Below are 26,229 nucleotides of genomic sequence, written 5' to 3' on the forward strand. Positions count from 1 at the left end.
TAATCATAACATTATTAATCACATATATTGTATCCGCCATTTTGTTAAATCAGACAGGCATTCTTTCTGATGAGTTGGGAATGGGCGGAGACGCTCTTTCCACGATTATGTTTTTTGTAATAATCCTTTTAGGTTTCTTTAATTATCTTGTTTACCTTTTCAAGAATAGAAAATAATTAGGCCAAGTAGTACAACAAGAGATACAGCCTGATAGTATACGAGAAATGAGATTTTCCATTGCATTGAAGCCGATCAAGCGGATATTGTGATTAGGAAAGCAAGTCCTCTGCTATGCGTTATCCGGGTGGATCATCCGATCCTTCGGGCACAAATACATCATGGTTTGCGCAACGTTAACGAATGACCAAAAATCAAGAAAAAGAGCAGGTTATCGAAAAGATAGCCCGCTCTTTTTGTACGAGATCCGATAGATGAAACTGCTACTGCTCTTCCGAAAATATTATGGAATTATAGCAGCAGTTAAACTGACATTAGCAAGCGATACGGCTCCGTTGCCGGAGTAGATGAACTGCACGAACATCCACTTATACGCGGGCACGGAAAATGTCTGTTCAAACTTCTGCCAGCCTGAACCGACCGGAGGGTTCACCGCCACAGAAAGGGAGCTTCCGGCCTCATCGTAATTATCGCTATACAAGACCGCGGAACCGCCTTCCGATTTTGCCCACCAGGTTAAGGTGTACTCGCCGCTCTCGACGGGTAACCACATGTTGATATTGAAGCCGTCCGTGCCGGAAAACTCCAGCGCCTTTCCTTTTTGAGCGTCGTTTTTGATCTCAAGCCCATCGCCCAAAGCTTTGCCGGACCACCCGTTCAAACCGTCGAGGAAATTCCCGTTCGGGATCAGGTTTCCGGGTATAATGGCAGCCTCGCCATCCTTAACCAAATCAATGTCTGCAATCGTGATCGTTCCGTTGCCGGGATAAATAAACTGCAAGAACAGATATCCATCTGCCGTGACTTGGAACGTCTTTTCGAATTTCTGCCAGCCCGCTCCTGCAGCCGGGGTCACACCTACAGCAAAGTTGCCTTGGCTGTTCCAACTGTCCGCAGCATCGTAATTTTCGCTATACAACGTCGCGGAGCCACCGCCATCGGATTTCGCCCACCACGTCAACGTGTATACTTCACCGCTCTTAACGGGAATACGAGGTTCCGCGAAGATGCTGAAATTTTCTGTACCCGAGAATTCCAACGCTTTGCCATGTGCGGCATCGCTATGGATCGCAAGTCCGTTGCCTAATCCTTTGCCGTTGCCTACACCCCAGCCGGCCAATCCGAGAAGGAAGTTTCCGTTCGGGATCAGCTTGCCAAGCGTAATCTCGCCATCCTTAACAAAGCGGATGTCCGCAAGGGCGATCTCTCCGTTGCCGGGGTAAATAAACTGCACGAATTGATACCCGTCAGCGGCTGCATGGAAGGTCTTCTCGAACTTCTGCCAGCCCGCTCCCGCTGCAGGCTCTACACCCATAGCAAAATTGCCTTGATCGTTCCACCCGCTGCCGGAATCGTAATTTGCGCTAAACAGCGTCACGGTGCCGCCCTCGGATTTTGCCCACCACGTTAACGTATATACATCGCCGCTCTTGACGGGGATTCGAGGCGACGTGTACATATTGAAGCCCTCCACACCCGAAAACTCCAGCGCTTTTCCGCGTTCGGCATCGTCTTCAAGAGTAAGTCCATATCCCAGCCCCTTGCCGCCGCTTACCGTCCAACCGCTTAGACCGAGGCCAAAGTTGCCGTTCGGCATACGATTTTTCGGCAGCGATTCATCGGCGTAAGTAAAGACTACGGTATAGGTTTCACCGGCCATCGCCTTGAAATTGGCCTCGTCGACCGTCAGACCGAATAGCTTGATGTTTTCAAGCGTATAGCCCGTTGCATCCGTTGGCGCGAGCACCACATCGGTTCCCGGCGGCACCGTATACGTACCTGCTGCCACGCCGCCGGTATAGGTAAACGTCGGATATCCGCCTAACGGTTTATTGAGCCAATTTTCTATGATTTTGATAGTCGCCGGCGATTCGGTTTTCGGCGTGTTCTCGCTGACAAATATTCGATCTATGTTCGCGCCGATTGTCTCGTTCGGAATGTAGAACACAAAGCTTCCGTCATTGGCCTTCTGCTGATCTGTCTGCACCGAGATTTCATAATCCCAATATTCCGCAAGTCCATGGTCGCCATCAAAATCCCAAGCCGCAAATAAGTTACCCGTGTTAGGAGGATTTACGGCTTCAAATACCGCCTTGATCGTCACGTTCTGGGCAGGCATTACGAATGTGTCTCCGCTGATTGAGACGGTTCCCGCGACAACTTGCCACTCTTTGAATTGATAGCCCGAGTTCGGCGTTGCGGTCAGCGCAACTGTCGTTCCTGCCGACGCTGCGGTCGGGCTTCCGCTCGCTGTGCCGTTGCCGTCGTTTTGTACCGTTATCGCATAATTCGTCTGATTGTTGCCGCCTGGGTTGCCTCCCGGGTTGCTTCCGCTCTGATTACCGCCACCCTGGCTGTTACTACTTTGGCTGTTACCTCCCTGTTTGTAATTGACATCGATCACTACGCCGTCGGAATTGATATTCGCCGTAATGATATTCCCGCTTCCAGAAACATGTACAGGAACGCTAAAATTGGCTGTCGTTACGGTGCTCCCGGTATTAAGCATGATTTTTGCGCGTGCCGCCAAAAAGGTCAGAGCATTTAATAAGTTAACTTTGCCCTCGACAATCAAGGTTGCCTGCGCTTTAATCTCTATTCCGTTCACCGTACCTCTTATCGTCACAACGGCACTTTCCGGAGTACCTGCCGCCACTGAAATATTCGGGTTCACCGCGTTCTGAACATCGATGATCCCGCCCGACAGCGTGATGATCCCCGCTACGGAATGACTTCCTGTCCCGTCGAATACGAGTCTTGTGTTATATTCCGAATTCAAAACAACATACCCCAGATTGCAGTTCGTCATCCCTACAGAGTTCTTGCCCCCGCCGTAGATGTACGTTATTCCTTTTACAGTGACGTTATTAAGCGTTACGTTTCCGTCCGCAACGTCTTTGGCGATTATCAGATCGCCGTTGACGACAACGCCGTCTAGCGTCACGCCTTTTTTCGCTACCGTCACATCCATGTAATTTTGAATTTTTACGCCATCTCCAAGATTAGATGTAACCGTAACGGACGACAATTCAGCCGCATTATTCCGATCCGCCATTAATCGCTTCTCGGACCTCAGCATAACGGCATAAGCTTCCGCTCTTGTGATGTTGTTTTTAGGCTGGAATTTCCCGTCCGGATAGCCTAGCAGCACGTTTGCTTTAGCCAGCGCACCGACGAAATCGACAGACCAGCCGGCTATATTTTTGACGTCGACAAAAGTGCCGGCATATTCTTTTCCCTGAGGAAACTTCAAAATTTTCCCGATAACCGTAGAAAGCTCCTGTCTGGAGATCGGATCGTTCGGATGAACATTCGCTCCGTCGCCGATCATATACCCTTCCGCTCTCGCGATCTGCAAATCCTTGTAATACCAAGCGGAGGAATCCGCATCCTTATAATCGATCGCCGCCGTACGGGTATATCCGTACATTTTGTTGATCGCTGCCGCGACTTCTGCGCGGGTGATCGGAATTTGAGGGTTAACATTGCCATTGGCATCGTCCGGACTTATGATACCTCGTTCGAGAAGAACCGCTATTGTCTCTTTAGCCCAACTGTTCTCGTAGTCTACTCTTGTCGTATCCGAAGCCAAGGCCGGGGTCCTAATTGCAAACGCCGATAAAATGACGCATAGAGAAAGAATGATCGATAGGATTCTCTTAATTTTACTCTGCATGCTCCACCCCTCCTTTTAAGGCTGCTTAAAGCATTGAATATCGTCAAAATATACAGTGCCGCTACCCTCTAGCATCACACGGAATTCCGCTCTGGCGGCTTCGCTATAAGCGGATGGGATGCCAACCTCTGTCGAAAATGACTTCCATTCGTCCGCCGTAGAGGCGAAATAACTGCTTTGCCCGTTGCCTAACACCTGATCCGCATTGTCATATACGGTCCATTCGATGCTTGGCCCCGTGTTGCTGCCCGGTACAAGAGTTGATTTCAACCATCCGGCGATGTCGTATACGCCGCCTGCTTCAACCGCAATATCGATAGAAATATAGGCCTCGCCGCCGCTTGCCGCTTCGAGCTTCAACACCTTGCCTCTCGCCGCTTCCCCGCTATCCACGAAGCTGACCGCACCGCTGGAAAGATAGGCGGACGGCACCTTCCACCCGGCCGATCTTGTCGTAATCGTGATGCTTTCCTTCTTATTAAATACGTTTCCGTCAACCTTCAAATATCCGCCGTTAGAGCTATTGTCACGGACGTAGAGCAGTCCCGGAAAATCAGCTCCGCTTTGCACGCCGGATTTAATTTTCAGAGCGTTTGTCTCCGTACCCTGACGAGAATTGTTCTTCACCGGGGGAATCGTCGCGGCAATACCCGAGTCTCCGGCCTCCAGGTTCAAGGTCTTCCAGTCCGTAATTTTATAGAGCGCAGCTTCCTCCCTCCCCAGATTAAGGGTCATGCTCCCGCTGCCTTCCTGTATGCCGCCTTCCGTCAACCCCACCGGAACTGCCATGTATTCGCCGATCGCGTTGCCGTCGCCGTTTTTAAGAGGGATTGTCACACTATGCGCATTCCGTCCTTTGTTATAAGCCATAACGTATAATTGACCGTCATCCGAAAGCCAGTTTTTCCATAGCAGGCCGTTGGCCTGACCCTGTTCTCCCGCCGGGATAGCATCGTGCTCGCCGAGGATCTGGACATTTCCGTTGACGTATAGATCAAATAGCAGCGGGACCTCTTCGTTATTAATCTTACTGAAGGGTCTCCACAGATGCGTATCGTAAAGGTGAGCGATTAAGGATTGGTCCGCTGCCAAGAACGCATCGTCTATTCGGTAATATCCTACGCCGCGTCCGCCAGCTTCGAACGTTCTGAAGACCGAGTTGCGGATGGATTGTACAGTCGGGTGCCCTCCATTCTCAAATCCGTAATAATACGTTGCGACGAGATTAAGTACGGGACGTCTATTATTTTGAGCAAGATTCACATCGATTGTATTCGTAATGCTCGTAGTGTCATTGCCGCCTCGCACATAAGCATCAAAGCTGAATATATCGCTGTATTTTCTCGTTTCGTTCTGATTGGCTCCGAAATCGACCAGATACACGGGATGATTGTCGTCGATATTGCGAATCGCCACGTAAGCCGCCTCTAGCTCTAACTTCTTCTGCTCCATCGCTTCTCTGTCATTGGAGTTATAAATTCCGAGCGGCTCGTCATCCACCATCCACGCGAAGACTCGCGGGTCGTCCTTATATTCGTCCACTGTTTCTTTGGTTTGTTCGATCTGATCGGGGTGCCCCGCTCCAAGTGGAGGAACTCTGAGGTTGTACATGATTTTCAATCCTGTATCGTCCAACGCTTGCCATGTATTGGCCGATCTTTCCATGTAATAATAGGAAAACACAACTGTGGTTCCCGCATCCTTCGCCATTTGGAACCGGGATGGTGAATCTACGCCATAAGCAATAACAGGATTGAATTTTTCGTCTCGTTCGCCCGGGAAAATGCCAAAGTTAATATCCCCGTCACTGTCCATCATCTTCGGTCGAGGATATTTGTACAGATTTTGGCTGAACTCCTCCAGCTTCTGACCGCCGCTGTCCTTGATGGTCGCCACCAGCGTGTACTTATGCTTCATCTGGCTCAGATGGGCGATTGGAATGAAATAATTCGCCGTGAATGAGGTGAACGGCGTGTTCAACTGCTCAGCCACCTTCGTCTCTGTCTCACTGTCATAAAGGACAAAATCGACCTTAGCGCTTGCTTCCGGCTTACCCTCGTAATACGGCTCAACATGAACGGAGGCGTTAACGCCGTCCTCGTCCGGATAAGGAAATACCCGATCCGTATCCAATCTGTACGGCTCAGGCCCGCCGGAGACCGTAATCTTCACGTCGTCGACCCAGACCGTTCCGAGGCTGTCGTTGCTGAACCGGGGCGCGATAATAACCTGGCCGCCTGCATCCATGGGAACTCTGAATGTTGTTTTAAGTTCTGCCCAATCTCCTTGGATATCCTCTGAAATCCCAATTGCGCTGTTGTCCGTGGTGCTGTGCCACGCACCGTTCGCGCGATAATACTCGATCAGAAACCAGACATTGCCGGTTCCGTTGGTCCAATCTGTTTTCACCCGGGCGCTTAATTCGTAGGTGACGTATGGGCTGAATAAGTTCCCGTCCAACGTTTGAACTTCCATTCTATTGCTGCCTGTGCCTAACCCCTCAAACTTGAGAGAATGGCTTCCGGAATACGATGTGGTGGAATCGATCGATGTCCGAACATTTGACGAGGAATCTTTGAACCTGGTCGACCAGGGCGACGCCCAGCCTGCTGCGAGGGTCTCGAAACCGCCGTTGACCACCGGGACTTCACTGCCTACAGCGGGGATCGTATCGTCGGCTTGCACCGGTAATACATTCACCGGAAACAGTTGAAGGATCATCGCCAAAGCAAGTGCAGAAGCTAAAACACGAAATACGATTTTCTTCACCTTTAATCCTCCCTCGTATAGTATTTTTTGAAGGCAGTTATAAGCCAATTTCCATCCCCCGAGGGGGATGAAGGCCGCCTTCAGAATTTCCAGCTTGCTCTTTGAAAATTAAATTTGGGACTGGACTTTCCGGCATGCCTCTGGACAATGGATTTTAGGGTCCATTCGGGGAAATTCTTCTGCCTCCTGTAGCATCGTCTACATCTAAAGTCTGTTTCTCCGGTACTCGTCTGAGCTTCTTACCCGCTGGCTGTTCCCTTCGGCAAACCATGCCCAGCAATAGCAGCGCTGGGGCAGCTCATGGCCCGAAGTGTGTCCTCATATGCGAGGGTGATTGATCTGCGAGTGCACCGGAGGCATCCCGGAGCGTCCATTCCCTGAATCCCTAGAGAAAGGAGGATCTCCACTTGAAACTATTTGTCGGTATTGACGTCAGTTCGCAAGAACTGGAAGCGTGTTTCATGAATTCGGATGGCGACAAGGTTGAGACGCTTACCGTGAAGAACGATTTGCATGGCGCTTCTCACCTACGCGACCGCATTGTTGCTGTAGCGGACAAGCTGTCCGCTTCCGAAATCCATATCGGGCTTGAGGCTACCTCGGTCTACAGCTGGCATCCTGCGATGTATATGCATGAGGATGCGGCACTCAAGGAACGCAAGGCCAAAGTGTTCACCATCAACCCGAAGCTCGTCAGCAAGTTCAGAGAAGCGTATCCGGATCTTGACAAGACCGACCGTCTCGATGCTTGGGTCATTGCGGACCGTTTGCGCTTCGGCAGATTGACGACGACCATCGTCATGCAAGAGCAGTACGTTGCCTTGCAGCGGCTTACCCGCATGCGGTTTCATATGGTCCACAGCCTGACGCGCGAGAAGCAGTACTTCCTGCAGAACCTGTTCTACAAGTGCAACGCCTTTACGTCCGAAGTCGAGAGCTCCGTATTCGGACATGCCATCCTGGAGATGCTCTCGGACCAATACAGCCTGGACGACATTGCGACCATGGATGTCGCGAGCTTGGCTGACTATCTCAGAGACAAGGGACGCAATCGCTTCCCTGACGCAGAGAACGTCGCTCGCTGCATTCAGAAAGCCGCCAGAGCTTCTTACCGGCTCTCCAAAGTCGTCGAGGATTCCATCGACCTTGTGCTTGGCACATCCATTCAGACCATCCGAAGCATTCAGGCTCAGCTCAAGGATTTGGACAAGGCCATCTCGCGGATTCTGGAAGGCATGCCGGGCGCCCAGTGCCTGCAATCCGTCCCCGGCATCGGCAAGGTCTACGCCGCCGGCATTCTCGCCGAGCTTGGCGACATCTGGCGCTTTAGCGATCAAGCCGCTGTCGCCAAGTACGCTGGGCTCACATGGCGCAGGCATCAGTCCGGCCCCTTTGAGGCCGAGGATACTAAACGCATTCGTTCCGGCAACCGATTCCTTCGCTATTACCTGGTTGAAGCTGCCAACTCGGTGAAAAACCGCGATGAAGAATTCGGCGAGTATTACCGGAAGAAATACAAGGAAGTACCCAAGCATCAACACAAACGCGCCCTCGTCTTAACGGCAAGAAAACTTGTGCGTCTGGTCGATGTGCTGCTACGCAACGGCCAACTCTATACGCCTCGAAGGAAGGTGACGACTGCGAAGGATTGACGCCTCCTTTGCCAAAGTCCATTACGGATTCCCAGTAAAAATCTGGTTATTCACTTGATTTTCGGCTGGGTTTAGTTTGATGTGCCCATTTTTCATGACTGATCTAACTTACAGCCAAAAAAATTTCCAATTCATTCGAGGTTAGCGCTTGACATCATACCGCTGGACTTTAATCAGTCTTTTTGTTAGCGCTTACATTAAGATGATACAGGAGGCTCACTCGCTTTCATATGTTCATACTTAGTATCCAGTATGTCTATATTTTAGAGTGAGCCTCGATCAATCCCCTATTCTTCAAAATCCAATTCAATCTCTGCCTCTCCGCCGAAATCGTCCAACCGCACGCTCTCCTCATCCGGCAAGTAGACGCCTCCGCCCGATAGGCGGACGACACGTTTGCCTTCCGGATGCGGGAGCCGCAGCTGCACGGTCGCGGGCCCGCGGCTCGGATCGCAATTCAGGCTGACCGTTATGCGGCTGCCTTCGGACTTGACCCGCAACGAGAACTGGCCGAAATAACTATGCACGTCCTGAAGTTCAATGCGCTTCCCTTGCTTCAGCCAATCGCGCGGAATCCCCGGCAGCAGCTTGAGAGTCGTGCCTTCCTCCATATATAGCATCCAACGGGTTTGCATCAAGAACCAGCCTTCTTCGTGCGTCTTGTGAGGACTGACCTGGTAATAATGCTCCCAGAACGTGTATGTCTCCCTGTCGGCCAGAGCAGCAAAGGTATTATAGTAAGCTTTCAGGAACGCTTTTACCTCGCCGCGCTTCAAGTGAACCCACGGATGCGTGCTGTAATAAGGCTGGCTGAACGCCACATTGCGCGTAAACATCAGTTCGTTATGGTAGTGGATGAGGTAGTCGGCCGCTCGCTCGCGCGGATCGATCACTTCCTGGAACAGCAAATACATCGGCCCGAGCATCGAATCCCGACTCATGAAGGAGCCGTGCGTATACCAGTTGCCGCCTTCCGTATAGAGCGACAGTGGGCCGCGCGATTCCGTCCAAGGCGGCGCGGTAGGAACCCATGTGCCGTCGCCAAGCGGAACGACCGGTGAACGGGCGACCGCTTCGTCGAACGAGGCGCGGATATCGGCTTTTAGCCCTTCCGCATCGGCGCGAATTTGCCCGGACAGCTCGGCGTCAAGCTCAGTAAGCATTTCCGCCAGCCTGCTCAGCCCAATATATGCATAGCCGCTCAGCATAAAGGAATGGAACGGGTCCTCCGGATCGGCCGTCTTGCCTTCCAGCATGCCGTAGCCCCGACCGCGCAAATTCTCCGTTTCGTTGCGCTTGCGCCAATCCATCAGGAAGGCATAGGATTTAAGCAGCTTAGGCTGGATTTCGCGAATCCATTCCAAGTCGCGCGTATAACGGTAATACTCCCCGATGCACCATAGAGCCGCACCGGTTTCCAGCATATAGCCGCCGAAATTTTGCATTAACCCGCTCTCATGCTGCTTATCCAGGAAGAAGCTCAGCCCCCGCCGGGCCGTATCGCTCCATCCCATCGCGTTCATAAACTGGATAATCGGCGAGCTTTCCGAGCCGATGGCGGTATAGATGCCAATCGCCGGAACGAGCGTTCCTTCCGGTTCCTGACCGTAAAAAATTAGATCTGTATGCAGAAGACCCGCCCGAAGCATCTGTTCGATGCGCGGCTCCGGCAGCCGAATCTGCGCGCCTCGCGATAGCTTATCTTCCCAGAAAGCGCGACATTCCGTATGCCGCTCCCGGAAATTCTGTTCGCTCAGCCTAAGCGCCCGCTCGCGCGACACAGGTTCGTGAGGCAAATAGAACTCGAAGCAGACTTCCTCGCCCGGCATCACCAGGACAGCCGACTCCTCCGTTTGCAGCGGTCGGCCATTCAGCTTCGATACGCCGAACACCCGATCGTCGCTATAGTGCGCGAAGCCCGTGCTGCCCTCAAACTTATAAGGAATGCCGCCGGCGTTGGGAATCAGGTTCTTGAACCAGGCGTATCTCGGCACCGAACCGGTATTGGCAGCCGTAATCCGGCAGTAATATACCGTTGTCTCGCCCGAGATCGCAGCTCCCTGAAGCAGAATCTCCCGCTCCTCGGCCTGAGCTTCCGTAAACATATGACCGAATCCGTAACCGTCGGCAAGCAAATAGTGCGTTCCGTCTACGCTGCCCGACGTCAACGGGCGAGACTCATAGGAAACAAACGATACCGCCGTGTAGACCATCTCGTCATCCGTAATCTCTGTATGAAGGATCGGCAGCGTTCCCTCCTCCAGCTTGCGGACAACTCCGTCCGTACAGCCCATTCCCCGGCCGACCATATAATAGTAGCGAACCGGTTTGCCGCCGCTCTCCGACAAGCCGACTTCCGTTGCATGCTGGCGCGGCTGAACCCAGTCCCATTGCAGCGCCGAGCCGCCTATAGGCGGCTCCCAGAAGTTATTGCTCGGTCGACCGCGCACCTGGGATTCGAAGATGCGCGTATCCCGGCTGACCCCTTGCAAGATCGGGCAGGGCTGATCCTTCGTCGCTGCGCTTGCCGCCTCGAACGACTCCTCCGGTTCCTCGGCCAGCTTCTGCAGGTTTGTCCGCAGCCCTCTCCGCTTGATGTCGGCTTCCAGTTCCTCATAGGAACGGAAGTCGGCAGCCGATGTTACTGCCACGCCGTAATCCGGCATGTAGATGGGATACGCCGCATGAACGTCCTCCGCAAAAAAGCTGAAAGGACAAGCACAGTCGACGATACTGACCAGCAGCTTCCCCTCACCGGGCGCGTAAAGCGGCTCAATAGACACCACGAGAGTCAGTGGGCCTGCGCTGTGATCCTTCCATTCCTCTATCTCCGCAATCCCGTCACCGGTCTCGATCCCAAATCTATGCAAGCTGCCGTTCATGACCTCGATACGGCCGGCTGCGGGACCCTTTTTCCATACGACTCTTACCCTCTTCACCGTGAATACACTTCCTTCTGCACAGATGCCCGATTACTCCTTCACCGATCCCAGCGTGATGCCGTGAATGAAATAGCGTTGCAGGAACGGATAGACGAGCAGTACCGGAATAATCGTGACAAATATTTTCGCCGCATTCAGCGACTTGTTCGAAAGCTTCGCCGCCTGCTCCAGCTTGTCGGAATCCGTCTCGTTCAGATCGAGCTGCACGACCAATTGCTGAATGTACGTCTGCAGCGGATAGTTCTCGGGCTTGCTCATCAGAATAAGTCCTTGGAAAAAATCGTTCCAGTGCGCCACAATGCTGAACAGCGTTACAGTAGCGAGCGCCGGGACGGCCACCGGAATATAGATGCGAAGCAGCAAATGCCAAGGACCCGAGCCGTCGATGTAAGCAGCTTCCTTCAGCTCCTTGGGCAGATTGCGCATGAAATTCATTACGAGAATCACGTTGAAGACAGGTACGGCTCCCGGAATAACGAGCGCCCAGATCGAATTGAGCATGCCGAGCGACTTGACCACCAAGTACCACGGAATCAATCCGCCCCCGAACAGCATCGTAAAGACGATAAACCACATGTAGACATTACGGCCTTTAAACTCTCTGGCATTCATCGATAGCGGATAAGCCATCAGTACAGTCAGCAGAAACTGAATGCCCGCTCCAAGCACAACCCTCTCCAGCGATACCGCGAATGCGCGGAAAAACTTGGCGTCGTCCAATATTTTCAGATAGGCGTTCCACGTAAAATCGACCGGCACAAACAGCACTTTGCCGCCCTCCACCGCCGACTTATCGCTCAGAGACACCGCAACGGTGTGCCAGATCGGCGCTATGCATGCAAGTGTAATCAGCACAAGCAGGGTAGCGAGCAAATAGTCCGTTATCGTCAGCTTTCGCGTATTCGTACTTATAGCCTGCACGGCTCTCCCCCTCCCCGTTAAAAGACCCGATAATTGGCAAACCGGGAAGCCATCCAGTAAGACATAACGATCAAAAGGAATGAAACAACCGATTTCATCAATCCGACCGCCGTCCCGAGACCGTATTGAATGTTCAACAATCCTACCCGGTATACGTAGGTGTCGATAATATCTCCGGACGCATAGACGAGCGGATTGTACAGGTTAAAAATTTGATCGAAGCCGGCGTTCAGAATATTGCCCAGACTGAGCGTAGCCAGCAGTACAACCGTCGTCGCGATGCCGGGAAGCGTAACGTGGATCAGCTTTCGCATCCGGCTTGCGCCGTCGACCTCTGCCGCTTCGTACAGATCCGGACTGATTCCGGTCAGAGCGGCCAAGTAAATAATCGTCTCAAACCCGAATTCCTTCCACGTGTCGCTGGCTACGATCACATAGGGAAACCAATTGTTGTCTCCGAGAAACATGATCGATTGACCGCCCAACGCGACGATCAGTTGATTAATCGGCCCCTCCGAGGACAGTAGTTGAATGACGATCCCCGACAAAATGACCCATGATAGAAAATGAGGCAAATAGACGATCGTTTGAATCCAACGCTTTAGCCTGCCGAATCGCAGCTCATGCAGCATAAGTGCGAAAAGAAGCGGTACGATCAGATGGGCGGCCATTTTCATTAGCGCGATAAAAACGGTGTTGAAGAAGATCGTTCGACTGTCGCGAAGCTCGAACAGATATCGAAAGTTGTCCAGCCCTACCCATTCCGAACGGAAAAAGCCGAGACCCGGATTAAAATCCTGAAACGCGATCACGCCGCCTAGCATAGGTACGATGCTGAAGATACACAGCACCACAATACCGGGAAGCATCATCAAATGATAATGAAACTGAAATCGCCGATTTCTCATGAAGCCGCTCACCCGCTCTTTCCGAAGAACGGGCGTTCGCCGCAATACGCGATGACGAACGCCCGAATCCGCTTATTCCGTTAATTGCTCTTCAATTTCCCGGGTAATCTGATCGCCGCCGCTCTTCTTCCACTCGGCCACGAAGGAGTCGAACGCATCCAGCGATTCTCTGCCCATGATAATCTGCGTAATCATCTCGGCTTCCATCTTTTTCAGCGCCGGCCATTTCAGCTCCATCGACTTCGTCTGCGAATAGAACACGCCCAACACTTTGTTCATCGGCGATTCCAGCGCTCCGCCGCCGACCATATAGGAAGTGCTGTACATCCAACTTCCAGGGTCCTTGCCCGGATCGGCGTTGTTCGCGGCGACTTTGTCGTAGACGTCCTTCTGGTCGAGTCTCAGTTGCTCCGGTTGGATTTTGCCGTCAAGCGCTTCCTTAACCGCCTTCAACCGATTGGTCACAATATTCGGTTCCACGAACGTAGCGCGAAGCGGGAAGTACGCCGCATTAACGCCATTGATCAATTTGGCCATCGCTTCGGCATCGTTCTCGACATTCGCATACAGGTTCAAGTACTTCACGAGCGCTTCCGGATTGGAATAACCTTTCTTCACAACGAAATATAGCGAGCTAACCGGCCCTAATGTCGCATTGTACTGACCGGAGCCGTCCAGCGGAAGCGCGTACGCTTTCCATACCGCTTTCGGGTCGTTTTTGAACGAATCGTACAAGCCCCAGCCTGTGGACCAGCCGCCGAACAGGAACATTCCGGCGCGCCCGCCGTTGATTAGTTCCGACGTGTCCTTGCGAATTGCGTACTCCTTGTCCAGCAAACCTTGCGCGTACATCTCACTAAGCTTGCCCAGAGCTTCTTTCATCTGCGGAGTCGTCGTTCCATAGACGACCTTGCCGTCGGCATCCTTCAGCCACATGCCGGGATAAGCCTGATACGCGGAGTATAACGGTCCGAATGTATTGTCCGAATCCCCCAATAAACCGAACGTATCCGGCTTGCCGTTGCCATCCGGGTCCTGCTCGATGAAAGCTTTGGCAATCGCAGCCAGCTCATCGACGGTTTGAGGAGGCTTGAGACCGAGCTTGTCGAGCCAATCCTGACGCACCCACAGCAATTTGATCGGATCTTAATCGACATTCAGGTTCGGCAGCGCCATCAGCTTGCCGTCGAAGGTCGCGTTCTTGAACGCCTTGCCGTTCGTCGCATCGTACATCTGTTTCAAATACGGAGACGCATATTGCTCGTATACCGTTGTCAGATCCTCGAGCTGGCCGGCTTTCACCATTGTTTTCAACTCTTTCTCGGACACGACCATTGCATCTGGCAGATCGTTGCTGGAGATGGAAAGCGCCAGCTTCTGATCGTATGCGTCGCCCTGAGCCGCTATCCAAGCCGCTTTGAACTTCAAGTTAAGCTTCTCCTCGAAATAGCGTGTAAACTGGTTATTCTCTACCGTGTCCCCTTCAGGCAGCGTCTTATCGTCCGGAGGCACCGCTTTCCCGATCGTCATTGTGACGGGCTCGGCGTATTTGCCCAGCGGATCGATCGTTTCCGAACCGACGCCCGACGCCTGAGCAGACGGCGACTCCCCCGAGTTGGAGGCGCTTGAGGGCGCGCTGCTGCCGCTATTACTGTTATTGCTGTTGCAAGCGGATACAAATGCAAGCGAGCAAGCCAGCATCAGAAGGCCGAATTTCTTGTGCTTCCCCTTCATGTTCCCATCCCCTTTGTTGTGATGTTCCTTGTTTACAATCCCTATCTTAAAACAAAAAAGACAGCGCCCGAGAGACGCTGCGTTCCTGCGATTGGGACAATAATTAACGCTGCTCAAAGCGTCGACTAATGCAAGTGTGAAAAAGTGTACCTCTTGGCGGAACAAATTATACCTTAGCTTTCTCTTGCCGGTATTCGCTTGGAAGCCTACCGGTTTGTTCGCGAAATACTCTGCTAAAATACTTCTCGTTCGCATACCCGCACTGTTCCGCGATCCGGTAGATCGGCTGTTTCGTTTCCGCGAGCAGCAACTGCGCGTTTTCGATTCTTGCGTCGCGAATATAATCGTGGAACGTACGACCAACGATCTCTTTGAAGCATTGACTGAAGTACCCCTTGCTCATATTCGCTTGCTTGGCCAGATCGCTGTGGCGAATGTCCTCCTCAAGATGGAGGTTGATGTAATCGACCGCCGACATAATGCTTTGGGCGATTTCCTCCGAATAAGCCGATTTTGCCACGATCGCCCGCAGCTTGCCGCGAACCGCGCTCAGCCAGCCTGTCCATTCGCTCCAGAGCGCCCCTGTGCCCGGCATTTCCTCCTCGATGCCCGCTTCCTCGCGCGAGATGCGAACCCAGCTCATTCTGGCGGTATAGAACAGGTTGGCGAGCTGCGCCGCAGACGGTCTTGCTCTCTCGATCTCTTGCAGCAGCTCCTCGTACGCGCCGGTACGAACGATCCAGTGCAGCGAAGACCAAGCGTCGCGATTCCTGCGCAGCTCTTCGTCGCTCCATCCCGGATACGGCTCCTGCAATCGCTCGGCGGTATATTCGTAATAGAAGACGCCAGGCTTGCGTTCGTAAAACAAAGATATTTCCTTGTACCGCAGCAGATGCTTAAGCAATTGCTCGCGATCCGTATCGCGTATTCCGCGAATGTGCAGCACCGTAACTTGCCGTTCCAACCCCAGCTCGACCAGCTCTCTCTTCATCGCCGCAACGTCTTCATCCGTCATTTCCCGCTCCGGGAATGCGGTCCACAGCCCCAATCTTACCTCTTGTATCGTTTGTCCTGCCATGGACGGAAGCTTCCAGAGCGCGCCAAAGTCGGCCTGTCCGGCGCCGGCGGCGATATATACGAGCATGGAATCCGCGGCGGCCTTCGGCTCGGCCGATCTCCGTTCGGCGTTGGGAAGGGAAGCTTCCTGACTGCGCCGGATCCGTTCGCTGATTCGCTCCAGCACCTCCTCCATCCGGGCATCCTCGATTTGCGTCTTGGCAATATAATCGATCGCCCCGATACGAAGCGCCTCCTGGATCAGTTCGAAATCCTGGTGAAACGTAAGCACGACAAACCAGATCTTCGGATAGAGACGCTGCACCTCTCGCATCAGATCGAGCCCCGACATAATCGGCATGGCAAGATCGGTAATCAACAGGTCCACTTCCTCGCTCCGCAAAAACTCCAAAGCGTTTTCCCCGTTGTTCGCTTCCCCGACCACCTTCATGTCAAATGCGTCCCACGGCATTTCCGCGATGATCCCCCGCCGCGCCAATCTATCGTCATCGACAACCAGAACTTTGATCATGCGTCTCAGCTCTCCTCCATGCTGCGTTCTTCATCCAGCGGAATGCGAATAGCCATCGTCGTCCCTTTCCCCGATTCACTGCTAATATCAAAGCTCGCGGTATCTCCATACTGTGCACGGATCATGCGATTGACATAATAAAGTCCAATCCCCATCCCGACTTTGCGTCGTTCGCGAGTATGGTTCTCCAATAGCCGCTTCATCTCCTCTTCCTTCATGCCGGCTCCGTTATCCTGCACTTGAATGCTCGCATAACGCCCTTCCACCGCTTCGATGCGAACCTCGATCCGCCCTTCGTCCTTTAACCCGTGATACAGGCTATTTTCCACCAGTGGCTGCAAAATGAATCGCGGAATCGGCAAATTAAGAACATCCTCATTGGCATGAACGTTAACCGTAAACGCAAAATCGTACCGGATGCGCTGCAGCTCGACGTAATCCTTCAAAGCTGCGATTTCTTCCCGGATCGTCGAAGGGCCGCCCTTGCCCATATTGTAATAGAGAACCCGATTAAGCGCCGAGATCAGGTTGTCGATCTCCTTCATGCCCTGTGAACGCGCCAACCAACGGATCGTATCCAGCGTGTTGTGGATGAAGTGCGGATTGATCTGAAACAGCAGCTTCTCGACCTCCATCTCGGTCTTCCGCTTCTCTTTCTCCTTAATTTCCTGCAGCAGCTCCCAGATTTGCTGTCTCATCTGCTGGAACTTTCGCAGCAGAAAATCGAACTCGATGATTTTGGTCATTTTGAGCGGAGAGTGAAAGTTGCTGTCGTGAACTTGCTTGATCTCCTTATTAAACCGGGCAAGCGGTTTGCGGATCGTCCGCCAGATCGTCCAGAAGCACACCAACGCAATCAGGATCGAGACACAGGTGAACAGAGCGAACTGGCGAATCCACAAATTCTTCTCGCTGTTGTAGCTTTCCTTCGGAATGACGGCGACAAGCTTCCAGCCCTGCGCATGCGGCTCTTCGAAGAGCAGGCTGCCCTGAGTCTCATAGATGCCCTCGCGATTGCGGGCAGGCTCATACCGGCTTCCGACGGGAAACAGCTGGGCATTCTCGCTGTAGGTCACCTGATTGTTTTCGTTAACAAGCAGATGCCCTACGTTCATGGATGTATTATCCGCTTGCAGCACGTTCTGCGTCAATTGGAAGCTTGTCTCGATATAGATGTACAGGTTATCGTAGCCGGGAACGTCCACCTTGCGAGTAGCGGACAGCACCATCCGATCGATGAAACGCGACATCGCCGTTTGGTGGGGCCCGTAATAGGTCAGCTCCCCCTGCTGCAGCAGCTTAGGATTGCTCTCCGGGACGAACTGGTCGCTCAGCATCGGCTCCGGAAACACATAGCTCTGCGTATCGGCAAAATAGTAGAACATGCGGCCGAGGTCGGGATTCGTAAAATTGATGAGATTCACATTGTTCTGAATCTCTTTGCCCAGCCGATCCTTCAGGAGAAGATCGTCCATCTCGAGGTATTTGGACAGATCGCGCCCGACCGTACCGTTAAAAGCAAGCTGCTGAGACACGTGGTTCAGATTGGCGAGTGTATTGACAAGGGAAATTTGCACCTGCTTGAGGTTGCTGTGCACACCGTTCTGAATTTTGTTTTCCAAAATCGACGTAATCGAGAAATACGATATGCCGCCGCTCAGCACGAGCGGAATGATCGTGCTGAGCAGCAGAACGGCAGCCACCCTATTCTTCAGCGAATGCAATGAAAAATTCCCCATGCTCGGAAACGACAACCGCCATTCCATCGCCTCAACCACCTTGCTCCGTTTTTTTCAGCCATTATAACACGAGAGCTTGATCGGTTGGCTACTAACACTTCAGGAATAACAAATCCTGGAAATAACAGCAACCTAGTAGCCATGCACCAAAGCGGATTATCCGCCTTAAATGTGGGAAATAGACTGTTTTGAGGGAAATAGAGTCGGTTCTCCGCTTTAAATTCGGTAAAAGCTGATTTTTTGAAAAATAAAGCGGGCTTTCCGCTTTAAGAGCGCTGTATTGGCTCAACAGATGGAAATAAGCCAGACTATCCGCTTTATTTGCAATGGAGAATCAAGAGTTCCTGATCGCCCTGTGTGAAGCACAAAAAAGAGCGGGCTACCGTTTTCGATAGTCTGCTCTTTTTCTTTTTCTTGCTCTTGTTCTTGATATTTGACCGTCTTCTTTTTTGCTCTCTCTCTTACGTCCATTGCCGCAGCTTCTCAACGGAAATAGTCAGCCTGTTCACTTGCCGAGCAACTCAACTTCCCCGCTGAGGTAGCGAAGCGCTGCGAAGCTTTGCGAAGCGGAACGAATGGCAGGGGCAGCCCAGTGGGACTCAGGCACATCTGACCAGCTCGATCCGCCATCCGGCAGAGCCGGACGTCCAAGCACGCGATTTAACAGTACGACCATTTCGGCGCGGGTCACGTTCTGCTCAGGGCGGAAGCTACCGTCGGCGAAGCCGTTAATCCAGCCCTCTCGTTCGGCCGCGGCGATAGATGAAGCCGCCCAATGAGATGCCGCATCCGCGAATCGGGGAAGCCCTGCCGCCTGGGCTTCGCGCCACCTTACAAGCACTACGGCTAGCTCGGCGCGGGTCAGCGAATCGTTGGGACTGAACTGCCTGCCAGATTTTCCTCCCATCCAGCCCTTGGCGTACGCCTCCTCGACGGCCTTAGCTGCCCAGTGCGCTTGCGGCACATCCCGGAAGGCCGCCGCCCCGTCGCTTGCTGTGCGGGCATCGTTGTCCGCAGGTGTCAGCTTAGCCAGCAGAGCGGCCAACTCCGCCCGAGTTACTGCGCGCTGAGGACCGAAGCTGCCTGCAGCATACCCGCTGACATAAGGAGTGAACATAGCCTCGATCGGCTCGGCTTCCAGCACGGAGACGCGGGCGGAAGCCCCCGAGCTTACTGCGATGCCGGTTGCGCGACCTTTGGAGTCATAACGAATCGTTCCCGGTACAATCGAACTCGTGCCGTCGCCGTTCTCCAGAAAGACGGCCAGCTTTCGCAAGGCAGTTGATTCAAGTCCGTCCGGCAGAGGCAGCACTAGCCAGGCGGCTTCTGCTCCCGCCGAATTCCCGGGATTTGCCGTTATTTCAACAGGAACGCCCACTAACTTAGCCCGATCCGCGCCTGCACCGGCTTTGCGGGCCCGATTCAACGTCAGCTCTGCATCCGCAGGCTGCTGAAGAGTCTTCAGTTGTACAATCAGCTTGCTGTCGGATGGGATTGAATTTCCTGTCGGCCATTCATAGGCAACGGCGCCCACGTCCAGCGTCAACCGGATGTTGGACATCGACAACTGGCTCAGCGCTTTAGCGGACAGTTGGAGCCTGACGGCCTCGGTTAACGGATCAGCCTGGGCGCTCCATCCGATACGAAGCTCGTTCACTCCGCTTTGCTGTGCGAGAGCTGTGATCGCCGCGGCATCCTCGAGCTTTAATTCTTTTATGACCCGTCCATCCGAACTGCGGCTGAAGGTTTCGATCAATGCCGCCTTGGTCGGCTTGCCGTTTAACCATACCGTGAATGCCGCGGACGATAATTCATCGGTCGCTCCTCCAGCGGGCGATCCGGTTGCCCCTCCGGAAGATGGCGGGCTTTGGCGAGTTGCCTGGATCGTATAGCTCCTCTGCACGGAGGGTAGCTGTGCTGACACGACAACCCGAATCGTATTTGATCCGTATGTTACCGGGATCGATACGGATTCTCCACCGGCAAGCGGCTTGCCGTTTACCGTGATCGAGGCATCCGTATCTGCCGCCGAAGCTTTCAGCTTAATCGCGCTTACTTGTTGCCCGACGTTAAGCGCATATTCCAGCCGCTCGGGATCGAAAGCGCTGGAGAACGTCAACGCTTCCTCCCCGTTAAGCGCAATAAGCGAGGCAAGCGCAGCATTCGTGCGCCGAAGATTATCGATTACGATCGTCTTGCGTATTTCGTTGCCGGCGGCATCGCGAACGTAGACGGTATACGTTCCGTTGGCCTGCACATCGAACTGCTTGCTTAATGTGATATTCTCGCTTTGTCCTTCGGGAAAATAACTGATCTCCTTTTCTCCCGCAGTCCAAAGGATAGTCGAGAGGGCATTTCCGTCCCCTACTGCCTCCGTTTGAACGGATACGGTAACCTTCCCGCCTGTCGGCTCAGTCGTCTCCGGAACCAGTGACAGCGTCGGCGCGTCAAGGAAAATGTTCTCCACGATTACCTGTCGGACGGTCCTGTTGCCTGCACGGTCGGCGGCAACCACCGTATACGCCCCGTTGGTCTCGACAGTGAATTCACGATCGACAACCTCGGTCGACGTCCACGGGGAATCCGGATCGAACGCCTCCGCCGACCAGCGGATGTTCTCCAGACCGCTGCCCGAATCCACCGCACTTACGGCAATCGTTACATTTTTGTTCGTTGGCTCAATCCTGCTTGGAATAAGCGATAGCGTCGGCGCTTCACGGTCAATGTTGGATAGTTCGATAGACGATATCGCCTCATTACCTGCCGTATCTCGCGCATACACTGAATAGCGACCGTTCTCATTGGCCTTGAATTCTTGCTCCGCAAGCGCATCTAGACCGCCTCCGGCCGCAAAGAACGCGCCATCCCTTTCTCCGCTAGCCCAGCGTAGTGCGATAAGCGGATTACCGTCGTCCTCCCCTTCGGGATGGGCTTCAATGTCAACCGTAACCGGCTCGTTCGTCAAGAAAATCGAGGATGGAGTTAACGCGATCGTTAGCTCCTGTCGGAATAGGTTGGATATCGTTATGCTTTTCAGGGCTGTATTGCCCGCCGTATCTTCAACGTACACGGAATACGTTCCGTTGACGGTAACGGGGAAGCTTCCGGTAAACGATGTACCGTTGCCGGCTTTGAAGTATGCGGCATTCCTCGTTCCCTCCGCCCAGAGCAGCTTGCTGATTGCAACATTATCAGTCGCAGTGGCCGCGACCGCGATATCCGAATTCGTCGGCGCAGTTATGCTTGGCGTTAGCGCCAGGGTCGGCGCTTCACGATCAATATTCGTAATGTCCAGCGTAGTTATCGTTTGGTTGCCCGCCTTGTCAGAGGCTATCACTGTATACGTCCCGTTGATTTCCACGGTGAATTCGTCGTCAACCACCTCGAACGATGTCCACGCGGTGCCCGGTTCGAACCCCTCCGCCGACCAACGTACACTCTCCAGACCGCTACCTGAGTCCGCCGCAATTACGGCAACCGTCACGTTTTCGTTCGTTGGCGTAATCGTGCTTGGCGTCAACACTATCGTCGGCGCCTCGCTGTCGATATTGGAAATGTCGATGGTTGAGACCGCTTCGTTGCCTACTGCATCCCGCGCATACACCGAATAGCGATCATTTTCGTCCGCCTCGAAATTTTGTGTCGGAAGCGCATCTTGACCGCCTCCGGCCGCAAAGAAGGCTGCGGCATATTCTCCCTTGGCCCATCGAAGCGCGGCAAGCGAATTACCGGCAGCCTCCCTTACGGGACGGGCTTCAATATCGACTGTTACTCGCTCGTTCGTGAGAGATGCAGGTGAAGGCGTTAGCGATATCGAAGGTGCCTGACGCAGCAGATTCGATACCGTGATGCTCTCAAGCGTTACATTGCCGGCCGTATCCTCTGCGTAGACGGTGTAGGTTCCATTTTCGTTCACGGAAAACGCATCGGAGAAAGTTGTACCGTTTCCTGCTGCGAAGTAAGCAGCGTTTCTCGCGCCTTCCGCCCAGAGAAGCTTTTCGATCGCGACATTGTCGACCGCCGTTGCCGTTACCGCGACATCCTCGCTTGTCAGCTCGGTTGTGCTCGGCGTCAGCACCAGCGTCGGCGCTTCGCGGTCAATGTTGGACACCGTCACCTGCTGAAGGGATTCATAGCCGATGCGGTCGCGCGCATACAAGGTGTAGGTTCCGTTCTCGCTCGCGATGAAGCTATCGGTCGCGTTGCCTCCCGTCGCAAAGTAAGAAACGTCTCGGGAGCCTTCCGCCCATTTCGTCTGCTCCACTCCGCTGCCCGCATCGGATACCGTAACCTGCACGGTCACGTCCTGCTTTGTCGCGCCCGCCGGCGTCAGCGTATAGGAGATCGAAGGAGCCGTTTTGTCATGGATCAACGCCGTCCCGTCCGTCGTCGCCGTAAGAATCGGCCCCGGGGCCCCTTCCTCCGTATAAAATTCTACCGATACCGGAATCGGTCCTTCCTCGACATTATAATTAAATAGATAGAGGCCTCCTTCCCACGTTGTACCGCTCCCTTCGGAGAACAGAGTTCGGTTGGCCATTCTCAAGATCGGCTTCATGATTAAGCGGTCGGTGACAAGCTTAAGCGTTAAAGAATCTCCCACCCTGGCATATTGCGGATCACCGCTATCCGACGAAATCGAAAAAGATACGACGGACGGAAGCGATCGGCTCAAAGTATAGGATGTAAACTGCACATTAGTGATCCTCACCCACTTCGTGTCGAAGGAAACAAGCGCCGCCCACATCGCATTCGGCGGGATTTCGTTTGCGGCTCCCGTAGTCAGCACATCGGTACCATTGACCGAGTAATGAAAGATCGGATTACGAATAGCTTGACCGGGATCCTCATCTATTTCAAAAGAAGAGATTGTGGCCCATGCGGCTGTCGGCGGAATACTCATCCGATCGGTTGTTTGCATGACTTGGCCATTAAAGCTATAGGTAAAGACCTCTTGGGTACTGTTACGAAACCAGCCCTCCTCGTAGAAATTTGACGGCGTAGCCCAGGCGGCTGCCGCAGGAGGCAGATCAAAGGTTTCATGGACCGTGCCGTTTACGCTGTATAGATAGTGAGTCGCTCGTCCGTTGTAGGTTTGGTTGAACACCATGTTGAAGGTTGTCATCAGTTGACCTTGGAAAGCAGCCGCACTGGCTGGTGTGAGGGGGCCGGCTGTTGTCAGAACGCCAAGCAACGGCAGCAGTAGTGCAACAGCTGCCAGCAAGGAAGGGATTCTGCGTTTTTTCATAGGGTTATTCCTTTCATCCGAAATGCGAGTGTATTCCATGCTATAGCTTAAAGAATACGCTCGCGAAAGGCTATACTCCCTTAGAGGTATTAACGCTTATAACTTGGCCGGCTCTCAAAATATACTTCAAAATAGGTAGACTGCCTGAAAAGATCCTTACCCAAAAACGCAAAGAGACACGACCATAAAATGGCCGTGTCTCTTGTCGTTAAGCCTACTCCGTCGTGTATGGCAGAAGAGCCATTTGACGAGCGCGCTTGATCGCTACAGTCAACATACGCTGGTATTTCGCTTTCGTGCCCGTCACGCGGCGTGGCAAGATTTTGCCGCGCTCGCTGATGAACTTGCGAAGAAGATCCAGCTCTTTGTAGTCGACGTAAGTGATTTTATTTACGGTGAAGTAGCAAACCTTCTTACGCTTGTTGCGTCCGCCGCGGCGGAACTTGCGAGGCTCGCGTTGCTCACGGTCGCCGCCTGGACGGCCACCTTGCGCTGGGCGCTCTTCACGTGCTTGTGGCTGTGCTTGTTGTTCGCTCATTTGTTCTCCGTCCTTTCCAGTTAAAATGGCAGATCATCGTCCGATATGTCTATCGGTCGCCCGTCATCGGCGAAGGGATCGTTATTGTTGCCGCTGCTGCGCTGCGATCCGGCATTGCTGCGATTGCTACCGCTGCCGCCGTATCCGCCTCCTGCGCTTGGTGCCGGAGCGCTGCCGTAAGCATCGTCTCTTCCTTGTCCACCGCCGCCTTCGCGGTTAGGCGATTCCAGGAATCGAACGTTGTCGGCGATCACTTCCGTCACATAGACGCGTCGACCTTCGTTATTCTCGTAGTTGCGCACTTGAATGCGGCCTTCCACTGCGGCCAGACGACCTTTGCGAAGGTAATTGGCGCACGTCTCGGCAAGCTGTCTCCAAGTAACGACTGGAATAAAATCCGCTTCTCGTTCTTCCCGATTGCCGGAGAACGAACGGTCTACCGCCAGCGTAAATTGGGTAACGGCTACTCCTGCAGGCGTGTAGCGCAGTTCAGGGTCCTTGGTCAGGCGTCCTATGAGAATGACTCGGTTCAGCATCGCGGTTTCCCTCCACATTGACATGGCATTGTAAATCTCACGGCGGTTGTCCGCCCGGTGTTGTGCGGTTTACGCAGTTTGCTCTCTGACGACCATGTGACGAATAATTTCGTCCGTAATCTTCAGAACGCGCTCAAGTTCCGTCACGATTTCCGACGTTCCCTTGAAATGAACCAGCACATACGTCCCTTCGCGGTGCTTGTTGATCTCGTAAGCAAGACGACGTTTACCCATCAAGTCGTGCTTAACGATCTCTCCGCCGTTCCCGATGATGCCCTGGAATTTCTCCGTGACAGCTTGAACGGTTTCTTGTTCCACGTCCGGACGGATGATGTACATCAACTCATAGTTGCGCATCTTCCGTTCACCTCCTTAAGGTCTTTTGGCCTCCCACTTGTCAGACCGACAGCTTGGCTCTCGGCTGGGAAGCAAGGAGTATGCATTCTATAGCATACCTGAATACTTTATCACAATGGGCTGAATATCGCAAGGAAATTCGCGCTACACTAACTCCACGACAGGAGGTGAAGGCTATGGGCGAGCAAACGCAATTCGAACCCGGACAACACGCTCCAAACGACGGCGAATACATGGAAGTCGGCGAGGACTCTTTTCATATGGGAATCAACAACCCTCAGCATGTGCATCTGCGCAAAGGAGAGAAGTTCCCGGAGACGACCAACCATAACCGTAAGTGGAAAAAAGTAAAACGTCAGCGATAATATTATTGTCGGATGAATAAGGCGAACACAAACCGGACATTCTATATTTCGGCGACGGCAAACGAGAGGTGTGGTTCCGTTGAACGAATTCGGGCAACAACCGCAAGAGATTACGTCCCATCGGAGTAGGTAACGGAAGCGAGGCGTTGTGCTAAAGACACAGTCTGCAAACACATCGATTTCAGACATCCGGTCACCGAAGAGCTGAGTTGAACTCAGCAACATTGGTTACGTCTCAAAGCAACTCATTAACCGTCGCCCGAAGAACCCTTGATTAAGGGTTCTTCGTTATTTTAAAGCGTTGATCGAGGCCCTGTTTAATCCCTTTGACAATGGCGTCCTGATATTCGGGATCGCTCATTCGCTTGTCTTCCTCTTTATTCGTCATAAAACCCATCTCAATCAGGAAGGTCGGAACCTTCGTCCAATTAAAGCCCGTCAGATCGCCTCGTTCCCGAACCCCGATCAGCTTGCCTCCGGTTTCGGCAATCACCTGTTCCGAGACGATCTTGGCCATTTCCTTGCTCGGCTTCGCGATCGCTTTCGTATATGTATTGTTCGCGGATGGGAAGAAAAACGTCATTCCCTTCACCTTCGCATCCGTGCTGCCATCCGCATGAAGCCGTACCATGACATCCGCCTTGGCTTTATTACAGACTAGCGCCCTCTCGCTGTTCGACAGATTCACATCATTCGTCCGGCGTACCATCACGACTCGATAATCGCTGGCCAGCGCCTTCTCCAGCTTTAGCGCCACTTCCAGCGTCAGCTTATACTCCGGCTTCTTCGTTGCCACGCCGCTTGTCCCGCCGGCTACCTTCGCCTTCTTCTTCTTGCTGCCCGGCGCAATCGGTTCGAGCCCCAGATTGGCCTTGGCTTGATGTCCGGCCTCGATGCAGACGACCGGCTTGTCGTCTGCCTTAGCTTTGTCCCCTGCAGCGGTTGCTTCGTATGGCCATATACCGGCCAGCATTCCCGTCCCTATCCATACGATCAACACCCGTAGCACCCAAGAGCTGCGCAGATGCTTGTCCATATCCGTCAACACTCCTATTCAGGTGGGATTCGCCACAAACAAA

At 53.2% G+C, this 26,229-nt stretch carries 17 protein-coding genes; 2 read left to right on the plus strand and 15 right to left on the minus strand.

The features are described 5' to 3' along the window. Positions 1 to 460 precede the first annotated feature (460 nt). A complete protein-coding gene (locus tag J4772_RS36595) occupies positions 461 to 3,853 on the minus strand; it encodes an S-layer homology domain-containing protein (protein WP_209073652.1) in 3,393 nt (1,130 codons plus the stop codon). Between the two features lie 15 nt (positions 3,854 to 3,868). Further along, positions 3,869 to 6,622 (minus strand): carbohydrate binding domain-containing protein, encoded by a 2,754-nt coding sequence (locus J4772_RS36600; protein ID WP_209073653.1) that lies wholly within the window; start codon positions 6,620 to 6,622, stop codon positions 3,869 to 3,871. Between the two features lie 407 nt (positions 6,623 to 7,029). Between J4772_RS36600 and J4772_RS36605 the strand changes: the two genes are divergently transcribed. Next, a complete protein-coding gene (locus J4772_RS36605; RefSeq protein ID WP_209073651.1) occupies positions 7,030 to 8,274 on the plus strand; it encodes an IS110 family RNA-guided transposase in 1,245 nt (414 codons plus the stop codon). A gap of 287 nt (positions 8,275 to 8,561) precedes the next feature. On the opposite strand, the gene J4772_RS36610 is transcribed toward J4772_RS36605, so the two are convergent. The 12 genes from J4772_RS36610 to rpsF all read right to left on the minus strand — a co-directional run bounded on the left by J4772_RS36610 (position 8,562) and on the right by rpsF (position 24,785). Further along, positions 8,562 to 11,213 (minus strand): glucosidase family protein, encoded by a 2,652-nt coding sequence (locus tag J4772_RS36610; RefSeq protein WP_209073654.1) that lies wholly within the window; start codon positions 11,211 to 11,213, stop codon positions 8,562 to 8,564. A 33-nt stretch (positions 11,214 to 11,246) separates the two neighbouring features. Further along, the gene (locus J4772_RS36615; RefSeq protein ID WP_371822812.1) at positions 11,247 to 12,137 is read right to left on the minus strand and encodes a carbohydrate ABC transporter permease; all 891 of its coding nucleotides are present in this window, start codon (positions 12,135 to 12,137) and stop codon (positions 11,247 to 11,249) included. Between the two features lie 17 nt (positions 12,138 to 12,154). Then, a complete protein-coding gene (locus J4772_RS36620; RefSeq protein ID WP_116060951.1) occupies positions 12,155 to 13,045 on the minus strand; it encodes an ABC transporter permease in 891 nt (296 codons plus the stop codon). A 72-nt stretch (positions 13,046 to 13,117) separates the two neighbouring features. Next, positions 13,118 to 14,179, minus strand: coding sequence for a type 2 periplasmic-binding domain-containing protein (locus J4772_RS36625; protein ID WP_209073655.1), 1,062 nt, complete (start codon positions 14,177 to 14,179; stop codon positions 13,118 to 13,120). A 12-nt stretch (positions 14,180 to 14,191) separates the two neighbouring features. After that, positions 14,192 to 14,779: a type 2 periplasmic-binding domain-containing protein gene (locus J4772_RS37740; RefSeq protein WP_209073656.1), complete on the minus strand. Its 588-nt coding sequence runs from the start codon at positions 14,777 to 14,779 to the stop codon at positions 14,192 to 14,194. A 166-nt stretch (positions 14,780 to 14,945) separates the two neighbouring features. Beyond that, positions 14,946 to 16,367, minus strand: coding sequence for a helix-turn-helix domain-containing protein (locus J4772_RS36635; protein WP_209073657.1), 1,422 nt, complete (start codon positions 16,365 to 16,367; stop codon positions 14,946 to 14,948). A gap of 5 nt (positions 16,368 to 16,372) precedes the next feature. Then, on the minus strand, positions 16,373 to 18,133 hold the full coding sequence (locus J4772_RS36640; RefSeq protein WP_116060954.1) for a sensor histidine kinase: 1,761 nt from the start codon (positions 18,131 to 18,133) through the stop codon (positions 16,373 to 16,375). Between the two features lie 258 nt (positions 18,134 to 18,391). Further along, the gene (locus J4772_RS36645; protein ID WP_209073658.1) at positions 18,392 to 18,577 is read right to left on the minus strand and encodes a hypothetical protein; all 186 of its coding nucleotides are present in this window, start codon (positions 18,575 to 18,577) and stop codon (positions 18,392 to 18,394) included. 34 nt (positions 18,578 to 18,611) lie between these two features. Next, the gene (locus tag J4772_RS36650) at positions 18,612 to 23,354 is read right to left on the minus strand and encodes a cadherin-like beta sandwich domain-containing protein (protein WP_209073659.1); all 4,743 of its coding nucleotides are present in this window, start codon (positions 23,352 to 23,354) and stop codon (positions 18,612 to 18,614) included. 214 nt (positions 23,355 to 23,568) lie between these two features. After that, on the minus strand, positions 23,569 to 23,892 hold the full coding sequence (gene rpsR / locus J4772_RS36655; RefSeq protein ID WP_116060957.1) for a 30S ribosomal protein S18: 324 nt from the start codon (positions 23,890 to 23,892) through the stop codon (positions 23,569 to 23,571). 20 nt (positions 23,893 to 23,912) lie between these two features. Continuing rightward, positions 23,913 to 24,428, minus strand: a complete 516-nt coding sequence (gene ssb / locus J4772_RS36660) for a single-stranded DNA-binding protein (RefSeq protein WP_209073660.1) — start codon at positions 24,426 to 24,428, stop codon at positions 23,913 to 23,915. Between the two features lie 69 nt (positions 24,429 to 24,497). Continuing rightward, the gene (gene rpsF / locus J4772_RS36665) at positions 24,498 to 24,785 is read right to left on the minus strand and encodes a 30S ribosomal protein S6 (protein ID WP_116060959.1); all 288 of its coding nucleotides are present in this window, start codon (positions 24,783 to 24,785) and stop codon (positions 24,498 to 24,500) included. 176 nt (positions 24,786 to 24,961) lie between these two features. Here rpsF and J4772_RS36670 point away from each other — a divergent pair, with 176 nt between their 5' ends. Next, a complete protein-coding gene (locus J4772_RS36670; protein WP_209073661.1) occupies positions 24,962 to 25,150 on the plus strand; it encodes a YjzC family protein in 189 nt (62 codons plus the stop codon). Positions 25,151 to 25,424: 274 nt separating this feature from the next. On the opposite strand, the gene J4772_RS36675 is transcribed toward J4772_RS36670, so the two are convergent. Beyond that, complete coding sequence (locus J4772_RS36675) at positions 25,425 to 26,186, minus strand: N-acetylmuramoyl-L-alanine amidase (RefSeq protein WP_247740957.1); 762 nt, start codon at positions 26,184 to 26,186, stop codon at positions 25,425 to 25,427. Positions 26,187 to 26,229 lie beyond the last annotated feature (43 nt).

This window comes from Cohnella sp. LGH (assembly GCF_017671885.1).
In the GTDB taxonomy this organism is placed as follows: Bacteria; Bacillota; Bacilli; order Paenibacillales; family Paenibacillaceae; genus Cohnella; species Cohnella phaseoli.

What these genes read in the sequence shown, in the direction of transcription:
- J4772_RS36595 (WP_209073652.1), bottom strand. Translation starts at nt 3,853, where the DNA reads ATGCAGAGTAAAATTAAGAGAATCCTATCGATCATTCTTTCTCTATGC.
- J4772_RS36620 (WP_116060951.1), bottom strand. Translation starts at nt 13,045, where the DNA reads ATGAGAAATCGGCGATTTCAGTTTCATTATCATTTGATGATGCTTCCC.
- J4772_RS37740 (WP_209073656.1), bottom strand. Translation starts at nt 14,779, where the DNA reads ATGAAGGGGAAGCACAAGAAATTCGGCCTTCTGATGCTGGCTTGCTCG.
- J4772_RS36635 (WP_209073657.1), bottom strand. Translation starts at nt 16,367, where the DNA reads ATGATCAAAGTTCTGGTTGTCGATGACGATAGATTGGCGCGGCGGGGG.
- J4772_RS36640 (WP_116060954.1), bottom strand. Translation starts at nt 18,133, where the DNA reads ATGGAATGGCGGTTGTCGTTTCCGAGCATGGGGAATTTTTCATTGCAT.
- J4772_RS36645 (WP_209073658.1), bottom strand. Translation starts at nt 18,577, where the DNA reads ATGGACGTAAGAGAGAGAGCAAAAAAGAAGACGGTCAAATATCAAGAA.
- J4772_RS36650 (WP_209073659.1), bottom strand. Translation starts at nt 23,354, where the DNA reads ATGAAAAAACGCAGAATCCCTTCCTTGCTGGCAGCTGTTGCACTACTG.
- rpsR (WP_116060957.1), bottom strand. Translation starts at nt 23,892, where the DNA reads ATGAGCGAACAACAAGCACAGCCACAAGCACGTGAAGAGCGCCCAGCG.
- ssb (WP_209073660.1), bottom strand. Translation starts at nt 24,428, where the DNA reads ATGCTGAACCGAGTCATTCTCATAGGACGCCTGACCAAGGACCCTGAA.
- rpsF (WP_116060959.1), bottom strand. Translation starts at nt 24,785, where the DNA reads ATGCGCAACTATGAGTTGATGTACATCATCCGTCCGGACGTGGAACAA.
- J4772_RS36670 (WP_209073661.1), top strand. Translation starts at nt 24,962, where the DNA reads ATGGGCGAGCAAACGCAATTCGAACCCGGACAACACGCTCCAAACGAC.
- J4772_RS36675 (WP_247740957.1), bottom strand. Translation starts at nt 26,186, where the DNA reads ATGGACAAGCATCTGCGCAGCTCTTGGGTGCTACGGGTGTTGATCGTA.